General features: G+C 67.2%; 20 protein-coding genes and 1 pseudogene. 15 read left to right on the top strand and 6 right to left on the bottom strand.

What is annotated here, in order from left to right; all coding sequences use genetic code 11:
* Positions 1–252 precede the first annotated feature (252 nt).
* Positions 253–1437: an MFS transporter gene (locus ACFKCF_RS55020; RefSeq protein ID WP_394504608.1), complete on the bottom strand. Its 1185-nt coding sequence runs from the start codon at positions 1435–1437 to the stop codon at positions 253–255.
* Between the two features lie 79 nt (positions 1438–1516).
* Between ACFKCF_RS55020 and ACFKCF_RS55015 the strand changes: the two genes are divergently transcribed.
* Both ACFKCF_RS55015 and ACFKCF_RS55010 read left to right on the top strand, forming a co-directional pair.
* A complete protein-coding gene (locus ACFKCF_RS55015) occupies positions 1517–2080 on the top strand; it encodes an NADPH-dependent FMN reductase (RefSeq protein WP_394504607.1) in 564 nt (187 codons plus the stop codon).
* A gap of 21 nt (positions 2081–2101) precedes the next feature.
* Positions 2102–2746, top strand: coding sequence for a TetR/AcrR family transcriptional regulator (locus tag ACFKCF_RS55010; RefSeq protein ID WP_394504606.1), 645 nt, complete (start codon positions 2102–2104; stop codon positions 2744–2746).
* An 87-nt stretch (positions 2747–2833) separates the two neighbouring features.
* Here ACFKCF_RS55010 and ACFKCF_RS55005 read toward each other — a convergent pair whose 3' ends face one another.
* Both ACFKCF_RS55005 and ACFKCF_RS55000 read right to left on the bottom strand, forming a co-directional pair.
* A complete protein-coding gene (locus tag ACFKCF_RS55005; RefSeq protein WP_394504604.1) occupies positions 2834–3283 on the bottom strand; it encodes a hypothetical protein in 450 nt (149 codons plus the stop codon).
* Positions 3280–3573, bottom strand: coding sequence for a hypothetical protein (locus ACFKCF_RS55000; RefSeq protein ID WP_394504602.1), 294 nt, complete (start codon positions 3571–3573; stop codon positions 3280–3282). The genes ACFKCF_RS55005 and ACFKCF_RS55000 overlap by 4 nt, the downstream gene beginning before the upstream one ends.
* Positions 3574–3853: 280 nt before the next feature.
* On the opposite strand from ACFKCF_RS55000, the gene ACFKCF_RS54995 reads away from it, so the two are divergent.
* From ACFKCF_RS54995 to ACFKCF_RS54960, 8 genes are all read left to right on the top strand, one after another.
* On the top strand, positions 3854–4933 hold the full coding sequence (locus ACFKCF_RS54995) for a tyrosine-type recombinase/integrase (RefSeq protein WP_394504600.1): 1080 nt from the start codon (positions 3854–3856) through the stop codon (positions 4931–4933).
* 4 nt (positions 4934–4937) lie between these two features.
* A complete protein-coding gene (locus tag ACFKCF_RS54990) occupies positions 4938–5360 on the top strand; it encodes a hypothetical protein (protein ID WP_394504599.1) in 423 nt (140 codons plus the stop codon).
* Entirely contained in the window at positions 5357–5680 is a 324-nt protein-coding gene (locus ACFKCF_RS54985) for a helix-turn-helix domain-containing protein (RefSeq protein ID WP_394504598.1), read from the top strand. Before ACFKCF_RS54990 ends, ACFKCF_RS54985 begins: the two co-directional genes overlap by 4 nt.
* A gap of 204 nt (positions 5681–5884) precedes the next feature.
* Positions 5885–6529, top strand: coding sequence for a hypothetical protein (locus ACFKCF_RS54980; protein ID WP_394504596.1), 645 nt, complete (start codon positions 5885–5887; stop codon positions 6527–6529).
* Complete coding sequence (locus ACFKCF_RS54975) at positions 6526–7302, top strand: hypothetical protein (protein WP_394504594.1); 777 nt, start codon at positions 6526–6528, stop codon at positions 7300–7302. Before ACFKCF_RS54980 ends, ACFKCF_RS54975 begins: the two co-directional genes overlap by 4 nt.
* A gap of 169 nt (positions 7303–7471) precedes the next feature.
* Entirely contained in the window at positions 7472–7978 is a 507-nt protein-coding gene (locus tag ACFKCF_RS54970; protein ID WP_394504702.1) for an RNA polymerase sigma factor, read from the top strand.
* On the top strand, positions 7975–8925 hold the full coding sequence (locus tag ACFKCF_RS54965) for a hypothetical protein (RefSeq protein WP_394504593.1): 951 nt from the start codon (positions 7975–7977) through the stop codon (positions 8923–8925). Before ACFKCF_RS54970 ends, ACFKCF_RS54965 begins: the two co-directional genes overlap by 4 nt.
* Positions 8926–9293: 368 nt before the next feature.
* Entirely contained in the window at positions 9294–9455 is a 162-nt protein-coding gene (locus ACFKCF_RS54960; RefSeq protein WP_394504591.1) for a hypothetical protein, read from the top strand.
* A gap of 335 nt (positions 9456–9790) precedes the next feature.
* Here the strand turns inward: ACFKCF_RS54960 and ACFKCF_RS54955 are convergent, their stop codons facing one another.
* Positions 9791–11296 (bottom strand): hypothetical protein, encoded by a 1506-nt coding sequence (locus tag ACFKCF_RS54955; protein WP_394504589.1) that lies wholly within the window; start codon positions 11294–11296, stop codon positions 9791–9793.
* 589 nt (positions 11297–11885) lie between these two features.
* Here ACFKCF_RS54955 and ACFKCF_RS54950 point away from each other — a divergent pair.
* The 4 genes from ACFKCF_RS54950 (at position 11886) to ACFKCF_RS54935 (ending at position 14864) form a co-directional block, all read left to right on the top strand.
* The gene (locus ACFKCF_RS54950; RefSeq protein ID WP_394504588.1) at positions 11886–12146 is read left to right on the top strand and encodes a CopG family transcriptional regulator; all 261 of its coding nucleotides are present in this window, start codon (positions 11886–11888) and stop codon (positions 12144–12146) included.
* A complete protein-coding gene (locus ACFKCF_RS54945) occupies positions 12143–12556 on the top strand; it encodes a type II toxin-antitoxin system VapC family toxin (RefSeq protein ID WP_394504587.1) in 414 nt (137 codons plus the stop codon). The genes ACFKCF_RS54950 and ACFKCF_RS54945 overlap by 4 nt, the downstream gene beginning before the upstream one ends.
* A 472-nt stretch (positions 12557–13028) precedes the next feature.
* On the top strand, positions 13029–13598 hold the full coding sequence (locus tag ACFKCF_RS54940; RefSeq protein ID WP_394504585.1) for a GNAT family N-acetyltransferase: 570 nt from the start codon (positions 13029–13031) through the stop codon (positions 13596–13598).
* A 579-nt stretch (positions 13599–14177) separates the two neighbouring features.
* Positions 14178–14864, top strand: a complete 687-nt coding sequence (locus ACFKCF_RS54935) for a tyrosine-type recombinase/integrase (protein ID WP_394504583.1) — start codon at positions 14178–14180, stop codon at positions 14862–14864.
* Positions 14865–15114: 250 nt separating this feature from the next.
* Here ACFKCF_RS54935 and ACFKCF_RS54930 read toward each other — a convergent pair whose 3' ends face one another.
* The gene (locus tag ACFKCF_RS54930; RefSeq protein ID WP_394504581.1) at positions 15115–15360 is read right to left on the bottom strand and encodes a hypothetical protein; all 246 of its coding nucleotides are present in this window, start codon (positions 15358–15360) and stop codon (positions 15115–15117) included.
* The gene (locus tag ACFKCF_RS54925; protein ID WP_394504579.1) at positions 15361–15693 is read right to left on the bottom strand and encodes a DUF6247 family protein; all 333 of its coding nucleotides are present in this window, start codon (positions 15691–15693) and stop codon (positions 15361–15363) included.
* Between the two features lie 378 nt (positions 15694–16071).
* Here ACFKCF_RS54925 and ACFKCF_RS54920 point away from each other — a divergent pair.
* A pseudogene (locus ACFKCF_RS54920) lies at positions 16072–16992 on the top strand (hypothetical protein); the annotation flags it as partial.

Here is a 16992-nt window from a genome sequence, read left to right as displayed (position 1 = left end):
TTCGATCAGGAGCCTGCCGACGTTGGGTCATGATCCCGGCGCTTCCGCTTGGGGTAAGGGGCGTGTTACCGGGCGATTGCGACAAGGTGCGCAACGCGTCGGTCCGCCTGGTCCCGGCGGAGGACCCGAAGCAGGGGACCCTCATGGGCGGCATGCAGGGCGAATAGGTCGTCGCTGCTCTGGCGGCCGTGGGCGGTGAGCCGGATGCGCACCGTACGGTGATCGATGGCGTCCACAATCCGTTCAGTCCGCTCACGCGATCAGGAGGGTGGCCAGCGCCGGGCCGAAGGCGCCGCCGAGCTGGTAGCACAGGGTGAACAGGGCGACTGCGGTGGCCCGGTACCCGGGTGGCACGGCCTTGCCGGCGCGGGCGGCGTACCAGGCCATCGCCGCCGTTGCGGCGAACGCCGCGAACGCGTTGGCCGCCACGATGGCCACCGGCCAGGGTGCGGTCAGGGCCAGGGCGACGGCCACGGCGCCGGTGGTGAGGAGGATCGTCCGGGTGAGGGCGGGGCCGTACCGGGGTGTCCAGCGGGTGAACAGCAGCGAGGCGACGGAGCCGGTGGCCAGCATGATGAGCGTCATCAGCCCGATCCGTTCGGCCGGCCAGTGGTGCTCCAGCATCCGGGGCACGGTGTAGAGCAGGGCGAAGTAGGAAGTGGACAGCGCGCACGCGGCCGCTGAGGCGGTCACGAACGCCTGGGCGCCCACCACTGCCCGGGGGACGAATCCGGCGGTGTTTCTGCGGACGTGCAGGGTCAGGAGCAGGCCCGCGATGGCAGCGGCGGCGAGTGCCGCCAGACCCAGGCGGGGTGTCAGGACGAACGCGCTGATCAACGCCATCACCAGCAGGATGCCGACGATGTCGGTGGAGGTGGCGGTGTCCCGATCGGAGTGGTGTGCGGGGACGTGCCGCAGGACAGCGGGGACGGCCAGCAGCGCGGGCAGAGACAGCAGCAGCGGCGTCCGCCACGAGATCGCCGACAGGATCGAGCCGGCCAGCGGGCCGAGCGCGCCGACCAGGCCGACCCCGGAGGTGATGACGCCGGTCCGGGAGGTCGTCCCGGCCAGGGTGATGGCGATGGTGACCAGGCCACCTCCGCCGGCGGCCTGGGTGGCACGTCCGGCCAGCAGCATCGGCAGCGCCGGCGCGAGCGTCACCAGGAGCGTGCCGAGGAGCACCAGGGCGGCGTTGGCGAGCGTGGCGGCGCGGATGCCGCGGGTGCGCAGCAGCGCGGCGGTGAGTGGGGCGCCCAGCACGCCACCCCAGCCGAAGGCGGTCGCGGCCCAGGTGGCGTCGGTGACCGATACGTCGAGTGCGCGGGCTAGGCCGGGGATGACGGTGGTGGTGCTGTTGGCGCTGAGCGAGGTCGGGGTCGCCAGCAGGGCGAGGGGGAGGACGGAGATCCTTCCCTTGTGCACGGTTTCATGGTTCACACGCTCAACGTACACCTTATAGTTTACGTTCTACACTGATTAGTGTACTTTGATGGTGTTCGCCTGTCGAAGGGGAGAGATGAACGAGCTGAACATTCTGGCCTTGTCTGGCAGTCTGCGGGCGCAATCCCACAACACCGCGCTGCTCCATGCGGCGCGCACGCTGATCCCCGGCGGGCCGGCCATCGACATCGATGATGACCTGGGCCGGTTGCCGCTCTACAACCAGGACCTGGACAGTGGCACGCCGCCCGTCCCGGTCGCCGAGTTCCGAGCCCGCATCGCCGTGGCCGACGCCCTGCTGATCGCCACGCCGGAACACAACGCCTCCGTCCCGGCTGCGCTGAAGAACGCCATTGACTGGGCGAGCACCGCGCCCGAAGGATTGCTGCGCGGCAAACCGGTGGCCATCGTGGGAGCCTCACCCGGGCCGTTCGGCTCGGTACGCGCGCAACTCGCCCTCCGCCAGATCCTGGCCGCGGTGGGGGCCGAGGTCGTGGTCAAACCGGAGGTGACGGTCTTCCACTGCGATACCCGCTTCACCGGCGAACGCCGGCTGAGCGACCCCTACACCGCCGACCTGCTGCGGGAACTGCTCGACGCCCTGTCACGCAAGATCCACCCGTACACTGCAGCAAAGTAGACCCCAGCCGAAGGGACGCCGATGACCCTCCGCCAGCCCGAGCCGTACGGCAGGCCGGACAAGCGGCGGGCGATCACCCAGGCCGCCCGCCGCGTGTTCGGCCGCGACGGCTACACCCGCGCCAGCATGGACGCGATCAGCGCCGAGGCGGGGGTGTCCAAACGGACGGTCTACAACCACTTCACCGACAAGGAGCAGTTGTTCCTGACCGTCGCGCTGGAAGGCGCCGAAGAGGTCACCGCCGCGATCGCACAGATCATGGATCGACACCTGCACAAGATCGTGGATCTGGAGCAGGACCTGATCGACTTCTCTCTCGACCGGGTCGCCGCGGTGACCTCCTTCCCCGACCACTTCGCCCTGGTACGGGCCATCGAGGCGGAGGCCGCCCACATCCCACCACCGATCCTGAAGGCATGGATCGCGGCCGGGCCGCAGACCGGACACCTGCGCCTGGCGCCCTATCTGCGCCGGATCGGCGACCGTGGCCTGCTGGAGATCGACGACGCCGAGAGCGCCGCCGCCCACCTCACTCTGCTGACCGTCACCGACGTCAATCAGCAGACGTTCTACGGCGCCGTCCCACTGCCTCAGGAAGAGATCGCTCAGCTCGTCACCAGAGGTGTGCGGGCCTTCCTCCGCAGCTACGCCCCCACCACCCCATAGCGCACCAGATCAGGGACGCCCTGAGTGGGCCTTGCGCGAGTTGATGTCCTTTCTGTCCTTAGCCTTGGGAAAGGCGGGCTGGCGTTATCAGCTGGGCTGGGGGCGTGGCTGAGCGAACAATCCTGGCTCGGTCTCGATGAGAATGGCCTGGTTGACCAGGCGCTTGAGCTTGGGGCGGATGTTCTCGGTGTTCTTCTTCACGATGGGCAGGTCCAGCGCCTGGCAGAGGTCACGAGCTCGTAGTGGGCGGCCGAGGTCGGCGAAGACGTCCAGAATCTGCCGATAGGCGGGGTGGTCGGGGATCACGGGAGGCGGTGGGGCCGGCTCGGGTCCGGGTTCGTCGGCGAGGGACAGCAGGGTCTTACGGGTGATCCGCAGGTGCTCGATTGCTTCGTGCAGTTCGCCGAGGTGCGCGGTCATGGCGTCGATCTCGGCCTGGGTCTGCTCGAGCTGGCCGGTCAGGGCCTGCTCGCGGGCGTCGATCTTGTTCGACAGCCACGTGCCGGGGTCCGGTTCCTGTGTATCTGGCCTGGTCATGTCGACCGCCACGACGGTGCGGGGGCGCGGGTCAGCCGGCGGGACATCACATCGGTCATCGCCCAGTACACCCGTGATTCGGAGCTGGCCGGCAGGTGTTCATAGTCGCGGACCAGGCGCCGGTGCAGCATCAGGGTGCCGTAGGTCTGCTCGACGATCCATCGTTTCGGCTGGGGGACGAATCCCTGGTCGGCGGGGTTGCGTTCGACGGTCTCCACGTCGATCCGGAGCCCGGCCCCATGGTCGACGACCGTGTTCTTGAACCCCTGATCGACCAGGGCTTTGGTCACCGTGCCGGAGGTCTGGGCTGCGACCTGTTCACGCCGTCAGAGATGCCGGCCAGCTAAACGTCCGCCACCTGGATCAGGGACTTCTACAGCGTCAAACGCTGGCATAGTGTGTAATAACCCCAGAGTTCATTGAGTAGTTCAGCGTGGCCATAGCCGCAGGACCTGGGCTTACCTCCTGGGATCCCTGGTTCTTTCGAGATTGATGAGACTTCAGAGATTCTGAAGGTCTATCGTCCTCGTCGTTCGTCTTGCACAGATGGCGAAGACGAGGAGGCCGGAGTTGGCGCTGGCTGTAGTGAAAGATCTTCGCGTGGTGCGGGCCCCGGCCACCGCCGAGGACCTGGAGGCGCTGGAGACCGACGTGCTGGCCGGGTTCGTGCTGGCCCGGGCGGCGGCGGGGCTGTCGGACGGCACGATCTCCTCAGATGTGGTGCATCTGGAGCAGGTGCGGGCATGGTTCGGGCGGCCACTGTGGGAGATGGAGCCCACCGACGCCGACACGTACTTCGGCAAGGTGATGCGCGGCGCCGCCAGGGGCACTCGCTTGTCGCGAGCGCAGGCGATCAAGACCTACTTCCTGTTTCTCGAGCTCCGCCACAAGATCGAAATTCACCAGATGACCGGCCGCGTCGTCGAGTGCCCGATTGACGAGATGAACCGGCCCCGCGGCCGCCAGGAGGGCCGGCTGCGCATCCCGCCCACCGCCGATCAGGTGGGCCGGTTGTTCGCCGGATGGCGCGAAGAGCTGACCATCTGCCGCAAGTTCGCCCCGGCCGCCCGCAACTACACCGCCGCCAAGCTGATGAGCGAGGTCGGGCTGCGCGTCAACGAGGCCTGCAAGCTGGATCTGCCTGACATCAAGTGGGATCTGGGCCGCTTCGGCAAGCTGCACGTCCGGCACGGCAAGGGCGCCCGCGGCTCCGGACCGCGTGAGCGGATGGTGCCGCTGATCAACAACGCCGCGGCGACGTTGCGGTGGTTCGTTGAGGACGTGTGGGGCCAGTTCGGTGACGACCACACCCGGCCTGGCGTCCCACTGCTGCTCTCGGAGCGCAAGAACATCGACGGCAGCGCCGCCAGGGTCGGAGACGAGACGCTCCGATCGGCGCTCGCGATCGCCGCTGAACGGCATCTGCCGGACTGGCCTGACCCCGTCACCCCTCATGTCCTGCGGCATTTCTGCGCCTCTCAGCTTTATCTCGGCGGGATGGACCTGCTGGCCATCCAGGCCGTCCTCGGCCATGCCTGGATCGCCACGACGATGAAGTACGTCCACGTCCCCGGAGCCCACGTCGAGGACGCCTGGATCGCCGGTCAGCAACGGGCCGCCGCCCGGCTGACGGGATTGCGAGGGAGTTGACGCCATGACCACTCATCCCGCTGTCTTGCCCGACGGCTACTGGGCCCGTCGCGAGCTGGCCTGCGCGCTCACGCTCGGCGCCACCGGGCTGCCGTGCGTCCAGGCCGGAGTCGAGCTGCTCATCGACACCGATATCTGGCTGCACCGGCCCGACTTCGTCGAGCAGTTCATCACCATCGACGCGAGCGTGGCCACGGCGTTGGCGGTCATCGACTGGGAGGCCGCGATCGCCGCCCTGGACGCCGGGCGGTTGCCCTGCAGCGGTGGTGAGCGCGCCGTTTTGCGGATCGCCGCCGGCATGAGCGGCGGCATCCCGCTGGACCTGAGAGACGCGCTCATCAGCCTGGATCGGATCAACCTGGCCTTGACCGCGACCGCGGTCGAGCACGCGGCCGGACTGCCCGCGGCCGGAAGGGAGCACGCATGAAGTGGAACCTGCGCCTGGCCGCAGCCAACCGCGGCATCTGGAAGGCCAGCGACCTGCAGCGCATGCTCGCCGAGCATGGGCTGGTCATCAGCGCCGGGAAAATGTCCGGGCTGTGGTCGGGTGAGCCGGCCAGCATCAAGCTCGACGATCTGGACGTCATCTGCGCCGTGCTGGGCTGCGGAGTCGATGAACTCCTTATCCACGAGCCGGAGAAGGTCCAGCGGGTCGAGCATGACGGGCAGCAGCCCGCGGCGGCCTCGTCCGCAGGCCCGGCGGTGACGCCCAAGCGCAAGGCCGGACGGTCGCTCCCGCCAACGTGATCCAAGCCGGGATGAACCCCAATGCGACCCTCGAACTGCACCGACTGCCTGGCCTGGGGCATGTTGTTCACCTCACGATGCGGAGCCTGCGCTTCGTTCGCCTCCCGGTTCCCGGCCGGTCGCTGCGCCGGATGCTCTCGGCGGCTGCCCGCACGTGAGGGCTATTGCCGGTTGTGCTGGTGTCAGGCTCGTCGTGACGCGGAGATGAGCCAGGCGGCCATCGGGGTCCAGCCGTTCCTGTCTCAGGTTCGCCATCACCAGCTCTTCCTGGCCCACCTGACTCCGCTCTGGGCCCGTGCGCGGAAGAAAAGCAGCCGGATCCGTAATCCGGGGGGACGGATCGGACGCCCGCCTAAGCCGGATCCCGTCCCCGCAGGATGCCCGCCGTCCGCAGGAACGCCGCTGCGGCTGTTCGATCTGCCCCGCGACTACTCGCAGCGTGACCGGTGTGATCGCCTCGATCTGGACGACCCGATTATGGCCTGGGCCCGCTGGACCATCTACCTCCTCGGCGAGGCCCGCGGCTGGAAGCGCGGCGTCCGCGACGACATCGAGTACGGCTTGGCCGTCCTGCTGACCGGCCGGGTTGACGGGGAGCCTGTCCTGCACTCGGAGATGTCCCCTTTCCTGCGCAAGCGGGTGATCGGCGTCGGCCGCACCATTGACGTGCTCACACGCATGGGCCTGTTCCGCGACGACCGTCGGCCCTCGTTCGAGGATTGGCTCGCCGGCAAGCTGGACGGCCTGGCACCCGGAATCGCCGGGATGTCGAGACATGACTGCGGGTCCTGCACGACGGCGGCCCACGCAACAAGGCACGAGCTCCGGCGACCATCTACTCATACATGAGCCGGATCCGCTCCATCCTGCTGACCTGGTCAGACCGCTACAACCACCTGCGCGAGGTGACCCGCGACGACGTCCTGGCCGCGCTCGACCAGCTCCACGGCAGCCAGCGCCACCACGCCCTGATCGCGTTGCGGTCGCTGTTCTCCCGTGCCAAGAAGAACGGCACAATCTTCCGCGACCCCACCCGCCGCCTCAGAGTCGGCCAGCACCCCTACGGCGTTCTGCAACCGCTGCTCGCCGATGACATCGATCGATCCGTCCAGTCCGCCACCACTCCGGCGGCCCGGGTCATGGTCGCGCTTGCCGGAGTCCACGCCGCCCGCGCGGCCGACATGCTCGCGCTGCGCCTGGACGACGTCGACCTCGGCAACCGCCGCATCGTCATCGCCGGGCGGGCCCGCCCACTCGACGACCTCACGCACCGGCTACTCCTGGACTGGCTCCGCCATCGCGCCGCCCGCTGGCCCAACACCGCCAACCCACACCTGCTCATCAACCACATCACCGCCACGACCACGGCACCAGCCAGCGGCCAGGGCGCCTCGCTGATCCTGCACAAACAGGCCGCCACCCTGGAACGCCTGCGCATCGATCGAATCCTCGAAGAAGCCCTCGCCTGCGGCGGCGACCCGCTGCATCTCGCCTCGGTTTTCGGCCTCGACACCAAGACCGCCATCCGCTACGCCGACTCCGCCCGGCAACTCCTGACCGCATCAGCCGAGGAACAAGACCCCGCCAGTTCCAGCGAACCCAAGGGTCGAAACCATCCATAGAACGTGAAGACCCATGGGTTCATCCTGAAGATCCTTCAGTTCGCGCGAACTCTGGGATTTCTGCGGGTCCAGTCGAGATACGGGTAATACCGGCCTTGGGTGGATCTTGAAGACGCCGGCCTGTGCAGCGTTACGGATTCGGGTGTGACCAAGGGGCGGATGGCTTCGTCTGTGGTGGTGTGAAGACGACATCCCGTTCGCGGAGGACGCCATCGGCAGCCGTATCGAGCAGCTCTATCGCGAGCACTGGCATCTGGTCTGCGGATATCTCATGCGCCGGACCCGTGACCCGCATCTCGCCGAAGATCTTGCTCAGGAGACGTTCGTCAAGGCCACCCGTGCGATGCTCGGCTGGCGCGGCGAGTCCCCGGCCGCGTGGCTGCTCGCCATTGCCCGCAATGTCTTGCTTGATCATGCCCGGCGCAGCCGGATCTCCCTCCCGCTGCCCTCTCCCGACGCTCTGGGCATCCCCGAGTTCACCCCGGACGCCATCGCGGTCCGCGACGTGCTGGACCGCATGCCGGAGCGGCAGCGACAGCTGCTCACGCTCGTCTACTTCGACGGGTTCTCCCTGGCGGAGGTGGCCGCAATGACCAGCCGCTCCGTCTCGTCGGTCAAAACCGCCCTGTGGCGCGCCCGCGCAGCCTTCGCCGAAAGCTATGGAGAACACCGATGACCGAGCAGGAAGACATCCCCCCGATCCCGAACTTCGACCCAGGCAAGACGAGACGAGCCGTACGGCGGGGTGTGCTGCGCACTGCCCTCACCGCCACCGTGATATCGCTCGTCGGCGTGCTGCTGCTCGACCTGGGAGCCCAGTGGATCCAGCGGCGGGGCGACCGGGACGACCGCATGATGGACGTGCTCGGCACGGCCCTACAGGTCGCCAACCCCGGCTACAGGATCGACGCCATGAGATGCTGCGACACCACCGCGTTCTCACTCTCCTTCACCGTGCGGCTCACCCCGCTCCGGGCCGGGGGGTACTCCTCGTCGAACCAGTTCTCCGGCGGCGCCATCTTCACCGTCAGTCAGAACCAGTTCGGGCGAGTTGAATGGCCGCCTCCGGGTTTCATCTGGGAGACACCCCTGTTCACGGCGCTCGACTCGGTCGGCACGGATGCCCCGCCGAGCAAGGCGGATACCAAGAGGATCCTGGACCGGCTGCCCGAGTCGATGTACGCCCTGGCGGTGGTCGATTTCGCCAAGCCGTTGGGGGAAAGCGAGTTCTCGGCATTCGTCCAGCGGCACACAGCTGTTCCCCCGGAGAGGGCGATCTACGACGGGCGGATCGGCGGTACCCCGATCAGCTGGCGCTTGGACACCTCACTGCCCGACGCGCCGCAAGGCGACGCCCCGGAACTCGCCCCCGGCGAACTGCCCCGGAACGGGCTGGCCGGGTTCCGTCGCTGGGTCGCAGGCCTGCGCGACCATGACGCGGTCAACCTGGACAAGTTCGGACTCGGTCTGAAGCTGCTGCGAAAGTCGGCCGCTGACGGCATGGCGTACGCCTACGTCACCCAGCACGCCCGCGTCGGCGACCTCCGCGCCCTGATCGATGACCCCCAGGTCCGCGCGATCAGAGTGGCCGACGTCGCCTACGATCTCACCGGTCTGAACTGATCCCAGGCGCCTGGAGCGCCTGGGCGCGCAGCCGGCCTTCTCTCGGTGAGGCAGAACGACGGGCCCGCTGACGTACGGCCAGAAGCTGTCCTCGATCAAGTTGCTGGGAATCCCGGAAGTGGAGTCCGGCCCTCCCCGAGGGCGTGAACTGCGCAATCTTGGAAGTGGCCTCCAGGAGGAACTTCCGAGATTGGCTCGTCTCGGAAGTCGGGCGGATTCTCAGCCGTACGTGCGAGCTGCCGTCTGCTCAGGCTAGCGTCTTCAAGATCCGCCCATGGACGGTATTACCCGGATCTCGGCCGGACCCGTTGTGCATCCCACGAACCGAGAACGCTTCAGCCCTGGGCCTCCCAGCCGTCCGCCCTCCCATGCCGGCGGTCTACCCTGACGGCTGGGCCATCGCCGACGCCGCGCACGAGCCGCGCCTTCCACCGGCCGAGGTCGAAACCCTGCTCGAGGTCCTCAATCATGACCTGGCAGGGCAACCCCGCCACTGCCTCGCCCCGGTCGGGATCGCCGAAAATCTATGACGCTACGATGCCGCGCTCGTCACCGCCCGCGACCGCCTTGCCCGCTTGACCGACCGCGTGACCACACAGGGCGGGAACTACTCCACTGACCGGGTACGACTGTCCGCCGAGCAGCTCACGCTTCCTGCGACGCCCGTCAAGCGCTTGCCGGAGGGCGTCCTCCTTCCGCCCGAGACACAGGCGCGCTCGGGGGAGCAAGGACTACAAGGGCAACGAGGCTCCGGCTACGAACGTGCAGGTGAGCCCCCGCGGGAGCCGTTCGGACTCAGCACGCTGCAGTAGTCGGGCTACCCCCGCCGAATCCACATCCCGGGCGCCCTGCCAGGGCAGGGGCCTTACAGTCTGCCGGCCACCCGCTGCGCCACGGAGGCGATGCGCCCGCAGCGCTCGCGCGGATCGAAGCGCGGAACATCATCGGGCTGAGTCATCCACAGCGTCACCAGGAATCGCCCCTTCCGGAACACCAGCGCGCCGGCCGATCGGGCATAGGGCCGGGTCACGCAGTACGACTCCTCGCCCGCAGGACGGGTCAGCGGCTGCCCGCCGTCGAGCGGCCTGGTGAACTCGATGGAGTGCGCGGGCGCGGCATCGGCCATGTAGCTGATGACCTCTACCTGTAGTTTGTATCGGTCGGTGAGGTAGTTGTCCCCCGTGCTCCGCTCGCACCGGGTGTAGACGTAGGCGTACTCGTTCTGGTCGGGGATGCCCGTGCCGATGCTGAAGTTCGTCCTGCCGGCCGCGCTGCCGAACTCCTCCCCGACGAACGGCGCGGCCGGCCGGTGGAACAGCGTCTGGAAGTCCTTGGCATCGATGAGGGCGCACGCGGGCGCCGGCTTCGCGGTGATCAGAGGGCTGTCATAGGCGATGGAAGGGATGCCCACCGGATCCGCCGAGCGCTCCACCAGGTTGCCGGCGATCCTCTCCAGCAGCGCCCGCTTGAGCTTCTCCTGCTGGGGGCCGCGCTGTAGCGACAACTCCACTTGCACGACCGTGTTCTTCAGCCGCAGGACGTAGTGCAGGTAGTCGATGGTCTCGTTGACTCGGCTCGAGCTGCGCTTGCGCTCTCGCACCGTCACGTCGCCGATCGTCGGCCTCGTGCTGTAGCGATCGAAGGAATAGTCCATGGCGCGGGAACTGGTGTAGCTCTCCTGAAAAACCGCGATCTCCACCGGGGACTTCGGCCACAGCACGTACTTGCAGCTGTTCGGCGCGTCGGTCGGGACGAACAGCCCGCCCTTCTCGATCGGACCATCGCCCTGCCCGTCGAAGTAGGAGCGCCGGTACGATCCGATCAGGGGATTGGGGTGCAGAAGCAGCCCGAGCTTGTTCAGATCGGCGAACGTCAGCAGAGTGCAGGCTGAGATGACCGGTGAGCCGGCGTACCGGCGCGGCGAGCGGCCGGGTTTCGCCACCAGCGGCCCGGGATCGGCGATCCCCTCCGCCTCCTCCCCTTTCAGCTCGTCGTAGCCGTCACGCTCGACCGTCTTCAGCTTGGCGCCACCCTCGGCGATGTCCCGCCCGGGCTCCGGCGAGGCTGTGCGGTCTCCCCGTGCGGTCGGACGGACATCGCCTCGCAGCTTGGACAACGCCACGAAGCCGACGGCGATCACCACGGCGGCTATCAGCAGCCCTGAGACGCCCAGCAGCGCCGCCGTACACCCCGAATTCCTGCGCCGCCGCGGGGGCGGTGGCCCTCCAGACGCATACGGCGGGCCAAACGGGTAGGGCGGTTGCGGCTGCTGCGCATTACCGTATACGCCCTGCGGCCCGCTCCTGGCATGGCGCGGTTGGCCCTGCGGCTGCCACGCACCGGGCCCGGCCTGGTAGGGCGGCTGTGCCACGATGCCTCCGATCGCTGATCGCCACTAGCTCGGTCCACCGGCCTCCGCATAGGAGCCCGGCAAGGGGGGAGCGTAGCTCCCGAATCGCGACCGGCCGTAACACTTCCGGCTTTGATGAAGCTTTGAGGCCATGCTTTGTAGAGGACGAACGAATAGCGCGCTTTTCACACCTCACACCCGTCCGCCTAGGACACCGGAAACACCCTCGCGGCCCGGTCCGGCGCGACCCTCCGGGACCTCATGACCCGTATGAGCCGCGCGTCCACCCGAGCCGCGCTGATCTACCAGCACACCGCGATGGAGCGCCTGCCTTTTCGTAGGTGGAGCGAGTGACGGGAATCGAACCCGCGCTGTCAGCTTGGGAACTGCATCGATTCCGCCTGTTGGAGCGCTGAGCTCGCCGGCGAGCCGGTCCTGAGTGACCATGGCTGGCCCCTCCTCGCCCTCTTAATGGCCCGCTAATGGCCTGGCGATCATTTGCGATCTGTGTTTCTCGCGTGACGCCAGATACCCGGAGCAGGCCGCGGTCCTCTCGACGCTGACAAGGTGGTCGCGACGCTGAGGGAGGATGCGAGGTAGGATAGAGGGCATGAGCGAGCCTACTGGCAAGTATTCGATCACCATGCCGCGTGACATCGCCGAGGCCGCCCGGTCCCGGAGCGGCCCTTCCGGCCTGTCCGCCTACGTTGCCGCAGCTGTCGCCCGCCAGATCGAGCGCGACAATCTCAACGAACTCATCCAGGTCGCCGAGGCCGAGCACGGCCCCATCACCGACGAGGAAGTCCAGGCACTGCGCGACCAACTCCACCAGGCCCGGAGGGAACAGGCCAATGGTGGGGCGGCCGCGTGACCCGTTCTCCCGCTGCTCCCGGCGGCACACTTGTCCTCGACAGTGAGGGCCTGGCCAAGGCCGTCCTGCGCGACCGTACGGTCACCGCATGGCTAGCTCTCGCCCGTGCCGACGACCTTCGCGTCATCACCTCTGCCGCCACCCTCGTCGAGGTGGTCCACCCCCGCGCCAACCGGCCGGCCCTGGAGTGGACGCTGTCCCGCCTTGTCATCGAGCCGGTCACCGAACCGATCGCCCGCCACGCCGCCACGCTCTTGTCAGACGCCGGCCTGCACGGGCACAAGTACGCCATCGATGCCATGCTCAGCGCCACCGCCCTCGCCGCTCCCGGTCCCGTCACGGTCCTCACGTCCGACCCCGAGGACCTCACCGCCCTGTGCGGCGCACGCGTTACTGCCATCAAAGTCTGAGCCGTGCTCCTGGCCTGCTGGTTCCAACAAGGTGATCACCCGGATCAACGACAGGCAAGGCTCAGGAACCCTGGACAACAACAAAACCCAGGCACCGAATCCATTGGCTACCTGGGCTCCTCACTCGGAGCGGGTGACGGGAATCGAACCCGCGCTGTCAGCTTGGGGACTGCAAGGATCATCGGACGTGAGGGCTCTGAGCTGGGCGCGAGTCCGGTCATGAGTGACCGTGATTGACCCCTTGTTACCCTGCCTAATCGCACGCTAATTGCACGGCGATCAGCTCACCACCTGGTGTTTCTCGCGCCCCCGCGCACCCCTGCCCGCCTGATCATCCTGTCTGCCGTGGCCCTGGCCCGCTCGGCTTGTCCTGGGTCGATGGCAGACGGCGTGATCAGGCTTTTGCCTCGGCCACCTTCGTCCCCGCACCCTGCACGGCGATCATCCCGGAGCCGAGGCCCCCGCCTGAGCCATGCTTTTAATCCGATTGACAGGCCGGATCCCGGGCGGAAAATCTGGCGAAGTGTTGATACGTCGTGAATCTCCAGCGGATATCCCATACATCCGCGACCTACACGCCGCCGCCTTCGCCCGCGGGGCGGACTCGCCCGGACACGCGGAAGCCCGACTGGTCGACGCGCTGCGCGCGTGCGAGGGGTGGATCCCTGAACTCTCCCTGGTGGCGACGGATACCAGCGGGACGATCTCCGGGCACGTCGTCTGCAGCAGGGCGTCGGCCGGCTCGTATCCGGTGCTCGGCCTCGGGCCGCTCGGAGTACTCCCGGCCTTCCAACGGCGCGGCGTCGGCCACGCCCTCATGCACGCCGTCCTTGGAGCCGCCGAAGCCCTCGGCGAACCGCTGGTCGTGCTCCTCGGACACCGCGACTACTACCCGCGCTTCGGTTTCCGCCCCGCCGAGGAGTATGGAATCATCCCGCCGGACGCTTCATGGGGACCACACTTCCAGGTCCGTACCCTCACGAACTACATGCCCGAGATGCGCGGCGAGTTCGTCTACGCCAAGCCCTTCCAGGACTTGTGAGCCGCCGACCACCCAGCCCTCGCCGTCCTCGAAGCCCAAGGCCTCAACCCGTGCGACCTGCGTTAGTCAGATGAGCGGCGGCGCATCCCTGGTTGGCGGGTGAGGTTTGGTGCGGCGGGCGGCCCGTGTTCCCGCCGCCGTTCGGGACCGGCCCCCAGGCCGCACGCCCGGACGGCGGGTGGGCGTGCGGGCCGTGCGGCGGCGCGGAGCGCCGTCACCTTGACGCTGAACAAGCACATCACGCCCTACCTCGGCAGTGTCCAGCTCGGGAAGCTCTCTACCGCCATGGTCCGGAGGTGGCGGGCCGACCTGCTTCGGCAAGGGCGTGTCACCGACCATGCTGGCAAAGGCGTACCGGCTGCTACGGGCCGTGCTCATGACAGCGGCGGAGGACGACGGGATCATTCCTCGCAACCCGTGCCGGATCCGCGGGGCAGACGCCGAGCACGCCGAGGAACGTCCAGTGCTGACCGTGCCTCAGGTCTTCAGGCTGGCTGACAGCCTCGGCCGTCGTCCTTTCGGCAACGTGCGCAAGGTCAAGGACGGGTCTACCGACTCAGGTTCCAGCGTCATGGGGAGATGCGGACGCATCCCGAGATCTTCCTGACGAGGGCGGAAGCTGAGCGGGCGCTGTGGGAGATGGCCCGTGACGGTAGGGCGGATTCCGATCAAGATCGCCGGTTGCGTGCCATGGTCCTGCTGGCCACTTTCGCGAGTCTCCGGTGGGGAGAGGTCAGCGCGCTGCGTCGGATGGACGTGGATCTCGTCGCCAAGACGGTACGCGTACGCGTCGCCTTCGTGGAGCGCTCAACGGGTGGGCTCCTTGGGCCTCCCAAGTCCAAGGCTGGCCGGCGGACCGTGGGCATCCCCGAGAGCATCATCCCCATCCTCAAGGAGGACTTGGACGCGTACGTTCAGGGCGAGCCGGGGGCGCTGATGTTCCCGGCCGCGAAGGGCGGGCCGATGCGGCGTAGCGGATTCAACACCCGTACGCGCTGGGTGGAGATGGTCAAGGACATGGGTCTGCCCGGCCTGCACTTCCATGATCTGCGTCACGCGGGGAACATGCTGGCCGCGATGTCGGGAGCTGGCCTGAAGGACCTGATGGCCCGGATGGGATACGACAACGTCAGGGCGGCCATGATCTACCAGCATGCGGTGAGGGGCGCTGACCAGGTGATCACAGACGCCATCGATCAGCAGCTCAAGAAGCACGACGAGGGCGACGATGACGGCTCGGCGGGTGAACTGGCTCCCGTGGGCTAATTGCACGCTAGTTGCACGGAAGATCGAAGAGAGTCCCAGAAACGATCGAAGCCAGGTTCGGGAATACATCCCTGGCCTGGCTTTTCAGTCTGAGAGCGGGTGACGGGAATCGAACCCGCGCTGTCACCTTGGGAAATCTTTCGAGATCAAGACCTCTGAGCAGGGGAAACGCTGACTTGGGCATCTGCGGGTGGAGTGACCGTGACTCCCCGCTGATCGCTCTGCGAACGGGCATGCAACGGGCACGAACCTATGGCCATTCGATGCGAACAAGATAGACCTCGCGCTGCCGGTCCAGGACCACATAGGTGGCGAGACCACGTTCTCCGAACGCGTGCGTAAGCATGTTCGCCCTGGGGTTCTTGGAGTTGTACGGGTCTCCACTCCAAGGAGCGGTCTCCAGCAGTGCGAACAGACCCGCGAGCGGATGCAGTGCATGATCGGGTAGCGCGGCGATCTGTTCCTCGGCTACCGGATCGATGATGAGCTTGAACACCTAGACATCGATCCCACGAGCAGCAAGGATCTCCCGCCACGGCCTCCCGTGAGGAACGGGTTCGCCGGCAAGAGCCTGCTGGGCGCGGACGTGCATCTGACGGCGCCCCTCGGGGTCCTTCGCGGTGTCAGACGCGGAGATCCACCAGCGGTGCACGAAAGCGTTCAACGCCCCAAGATCCAGGCTCACCCTGACCTCGTCGAGCACGGCCTTGAGCCCGGCGTCGAAAGCTTCGCGATCTTCCGGGACGACCAGCGCGGCACGGATGGCCCGCAGGTTCTTCTCAGGCAGAGGCGCGCCGACGGAGATGAAGTCCTGCGGTTGTGCGGTCATGCCCGCTCCCTTCCTTGTCCTCTAGAGACTACAGAGGAGGGGCGACATCCTTCACGCACACACGTGAGATGGTCCTGCGACAGTATGAGAGTGGAACGGGTGACGGGAATCGAACCCGCGCTGTCAGCTCGGGAACTCTTTTGCGATCATGGCTTCTGATTAGGGGAAACGCTGACCTGGGCGTATGTCGGTCGAGTGACCGTGAGTTCCCACGGCTCCCCGTTGATCGCCGTCCGAACGGGCACGCAGTGGGCACGGCCTGGCGGCCCGTACGCACTCCGCTCGGGCATCTTCCTCAGCCACCTACGGCCCGCCAGAGAGTGCCTCGTGATCATAAAGAGTTGGACAGCACCTCTGTGCGGACAAGAAGATCTCGGCATGGGAGCCGACATCCATGGATTCATCGAGTGCCGCACATGGACTCCCGGACTCGATGTCGGTGAGACCGCTTGGTGCGCTGCTATCTCGCTGAAGATGTTGGTTGGCAGAGACTACGAAGCCTTCGATTGTCTCTTCGGGGTTCGCAGTTCAGGTCACTGGCGACCGGTAGCGGCCGATCGCGGGCTCCCCCAGGATGCGTCGGAGACCACCAAAGCGGGTTTGGCGGAATGGGGGGAGGCTGCCTTCGGTGTCACGTGGTTGAACTGGGATGAGGTCACAGCGATCGACTGGGATGAACCCGCGCTTCACCCGACCAACGTAGCCCAGTATCGGCAGCTTCCCGATCAGCGCCTAGAACTCGTGCACCGCTCGGTATGGAGCCGTAGGTTCGCTCGGGCAAGTGGCGTGGATACCCTGACGGTCGACCCTCATCAGGTTGCAGTGCTGTGGGATGAAGGCACCGAGTGGAAGGACAGAGACACCGTCTTCCGTGTTGAGCGTGCCACGCGCCGCCGTGCCGTACCGCCTGGATCCGCGGGGCCGGCGATGAGCACGTCGAAGAGCGACCAGTGCTTTCGGTGGGGCAGGTCTTCGGGCTGGCGGACAAAGGGGGGGCGCCGCCCTGTGGGCAGCATCCGAGGACTCAAGAGAGGCGAAGGGCATCGCGTCCGATTCCAGCGGCACGGCGAGATGCGTACGTATCCGGAGGTCTTCGCGACCAGAGCAGAAGCAGAGCGGGCGCTGTGGCGGATGATCGATACCGGCCAGGCCGACTGCAAGCACGATCGCCGCTATCGGGCCTTCGTGCTCCTGGCCAGGTTCGCGAGCCTGAGGTGGGGCGAGATCACCGCGCTGACCCGATCCGATCTCGACCTCGACGCGGGTACGGTCGGCGTGCGCCTGGCTTACGTTAACGCT

Source organism: Nonomuraea sp. JJY05, from assembly GCF_043496855.1.
Classification (GTDB): Bacteria; Actinomycetota; Actinomycetes; order Streptosporangiales; family Streptosporangiaceae; genus Nonomuraea.
This window is presented reverse-complemented; position numbering and strand designations above follow the sequence as displayed.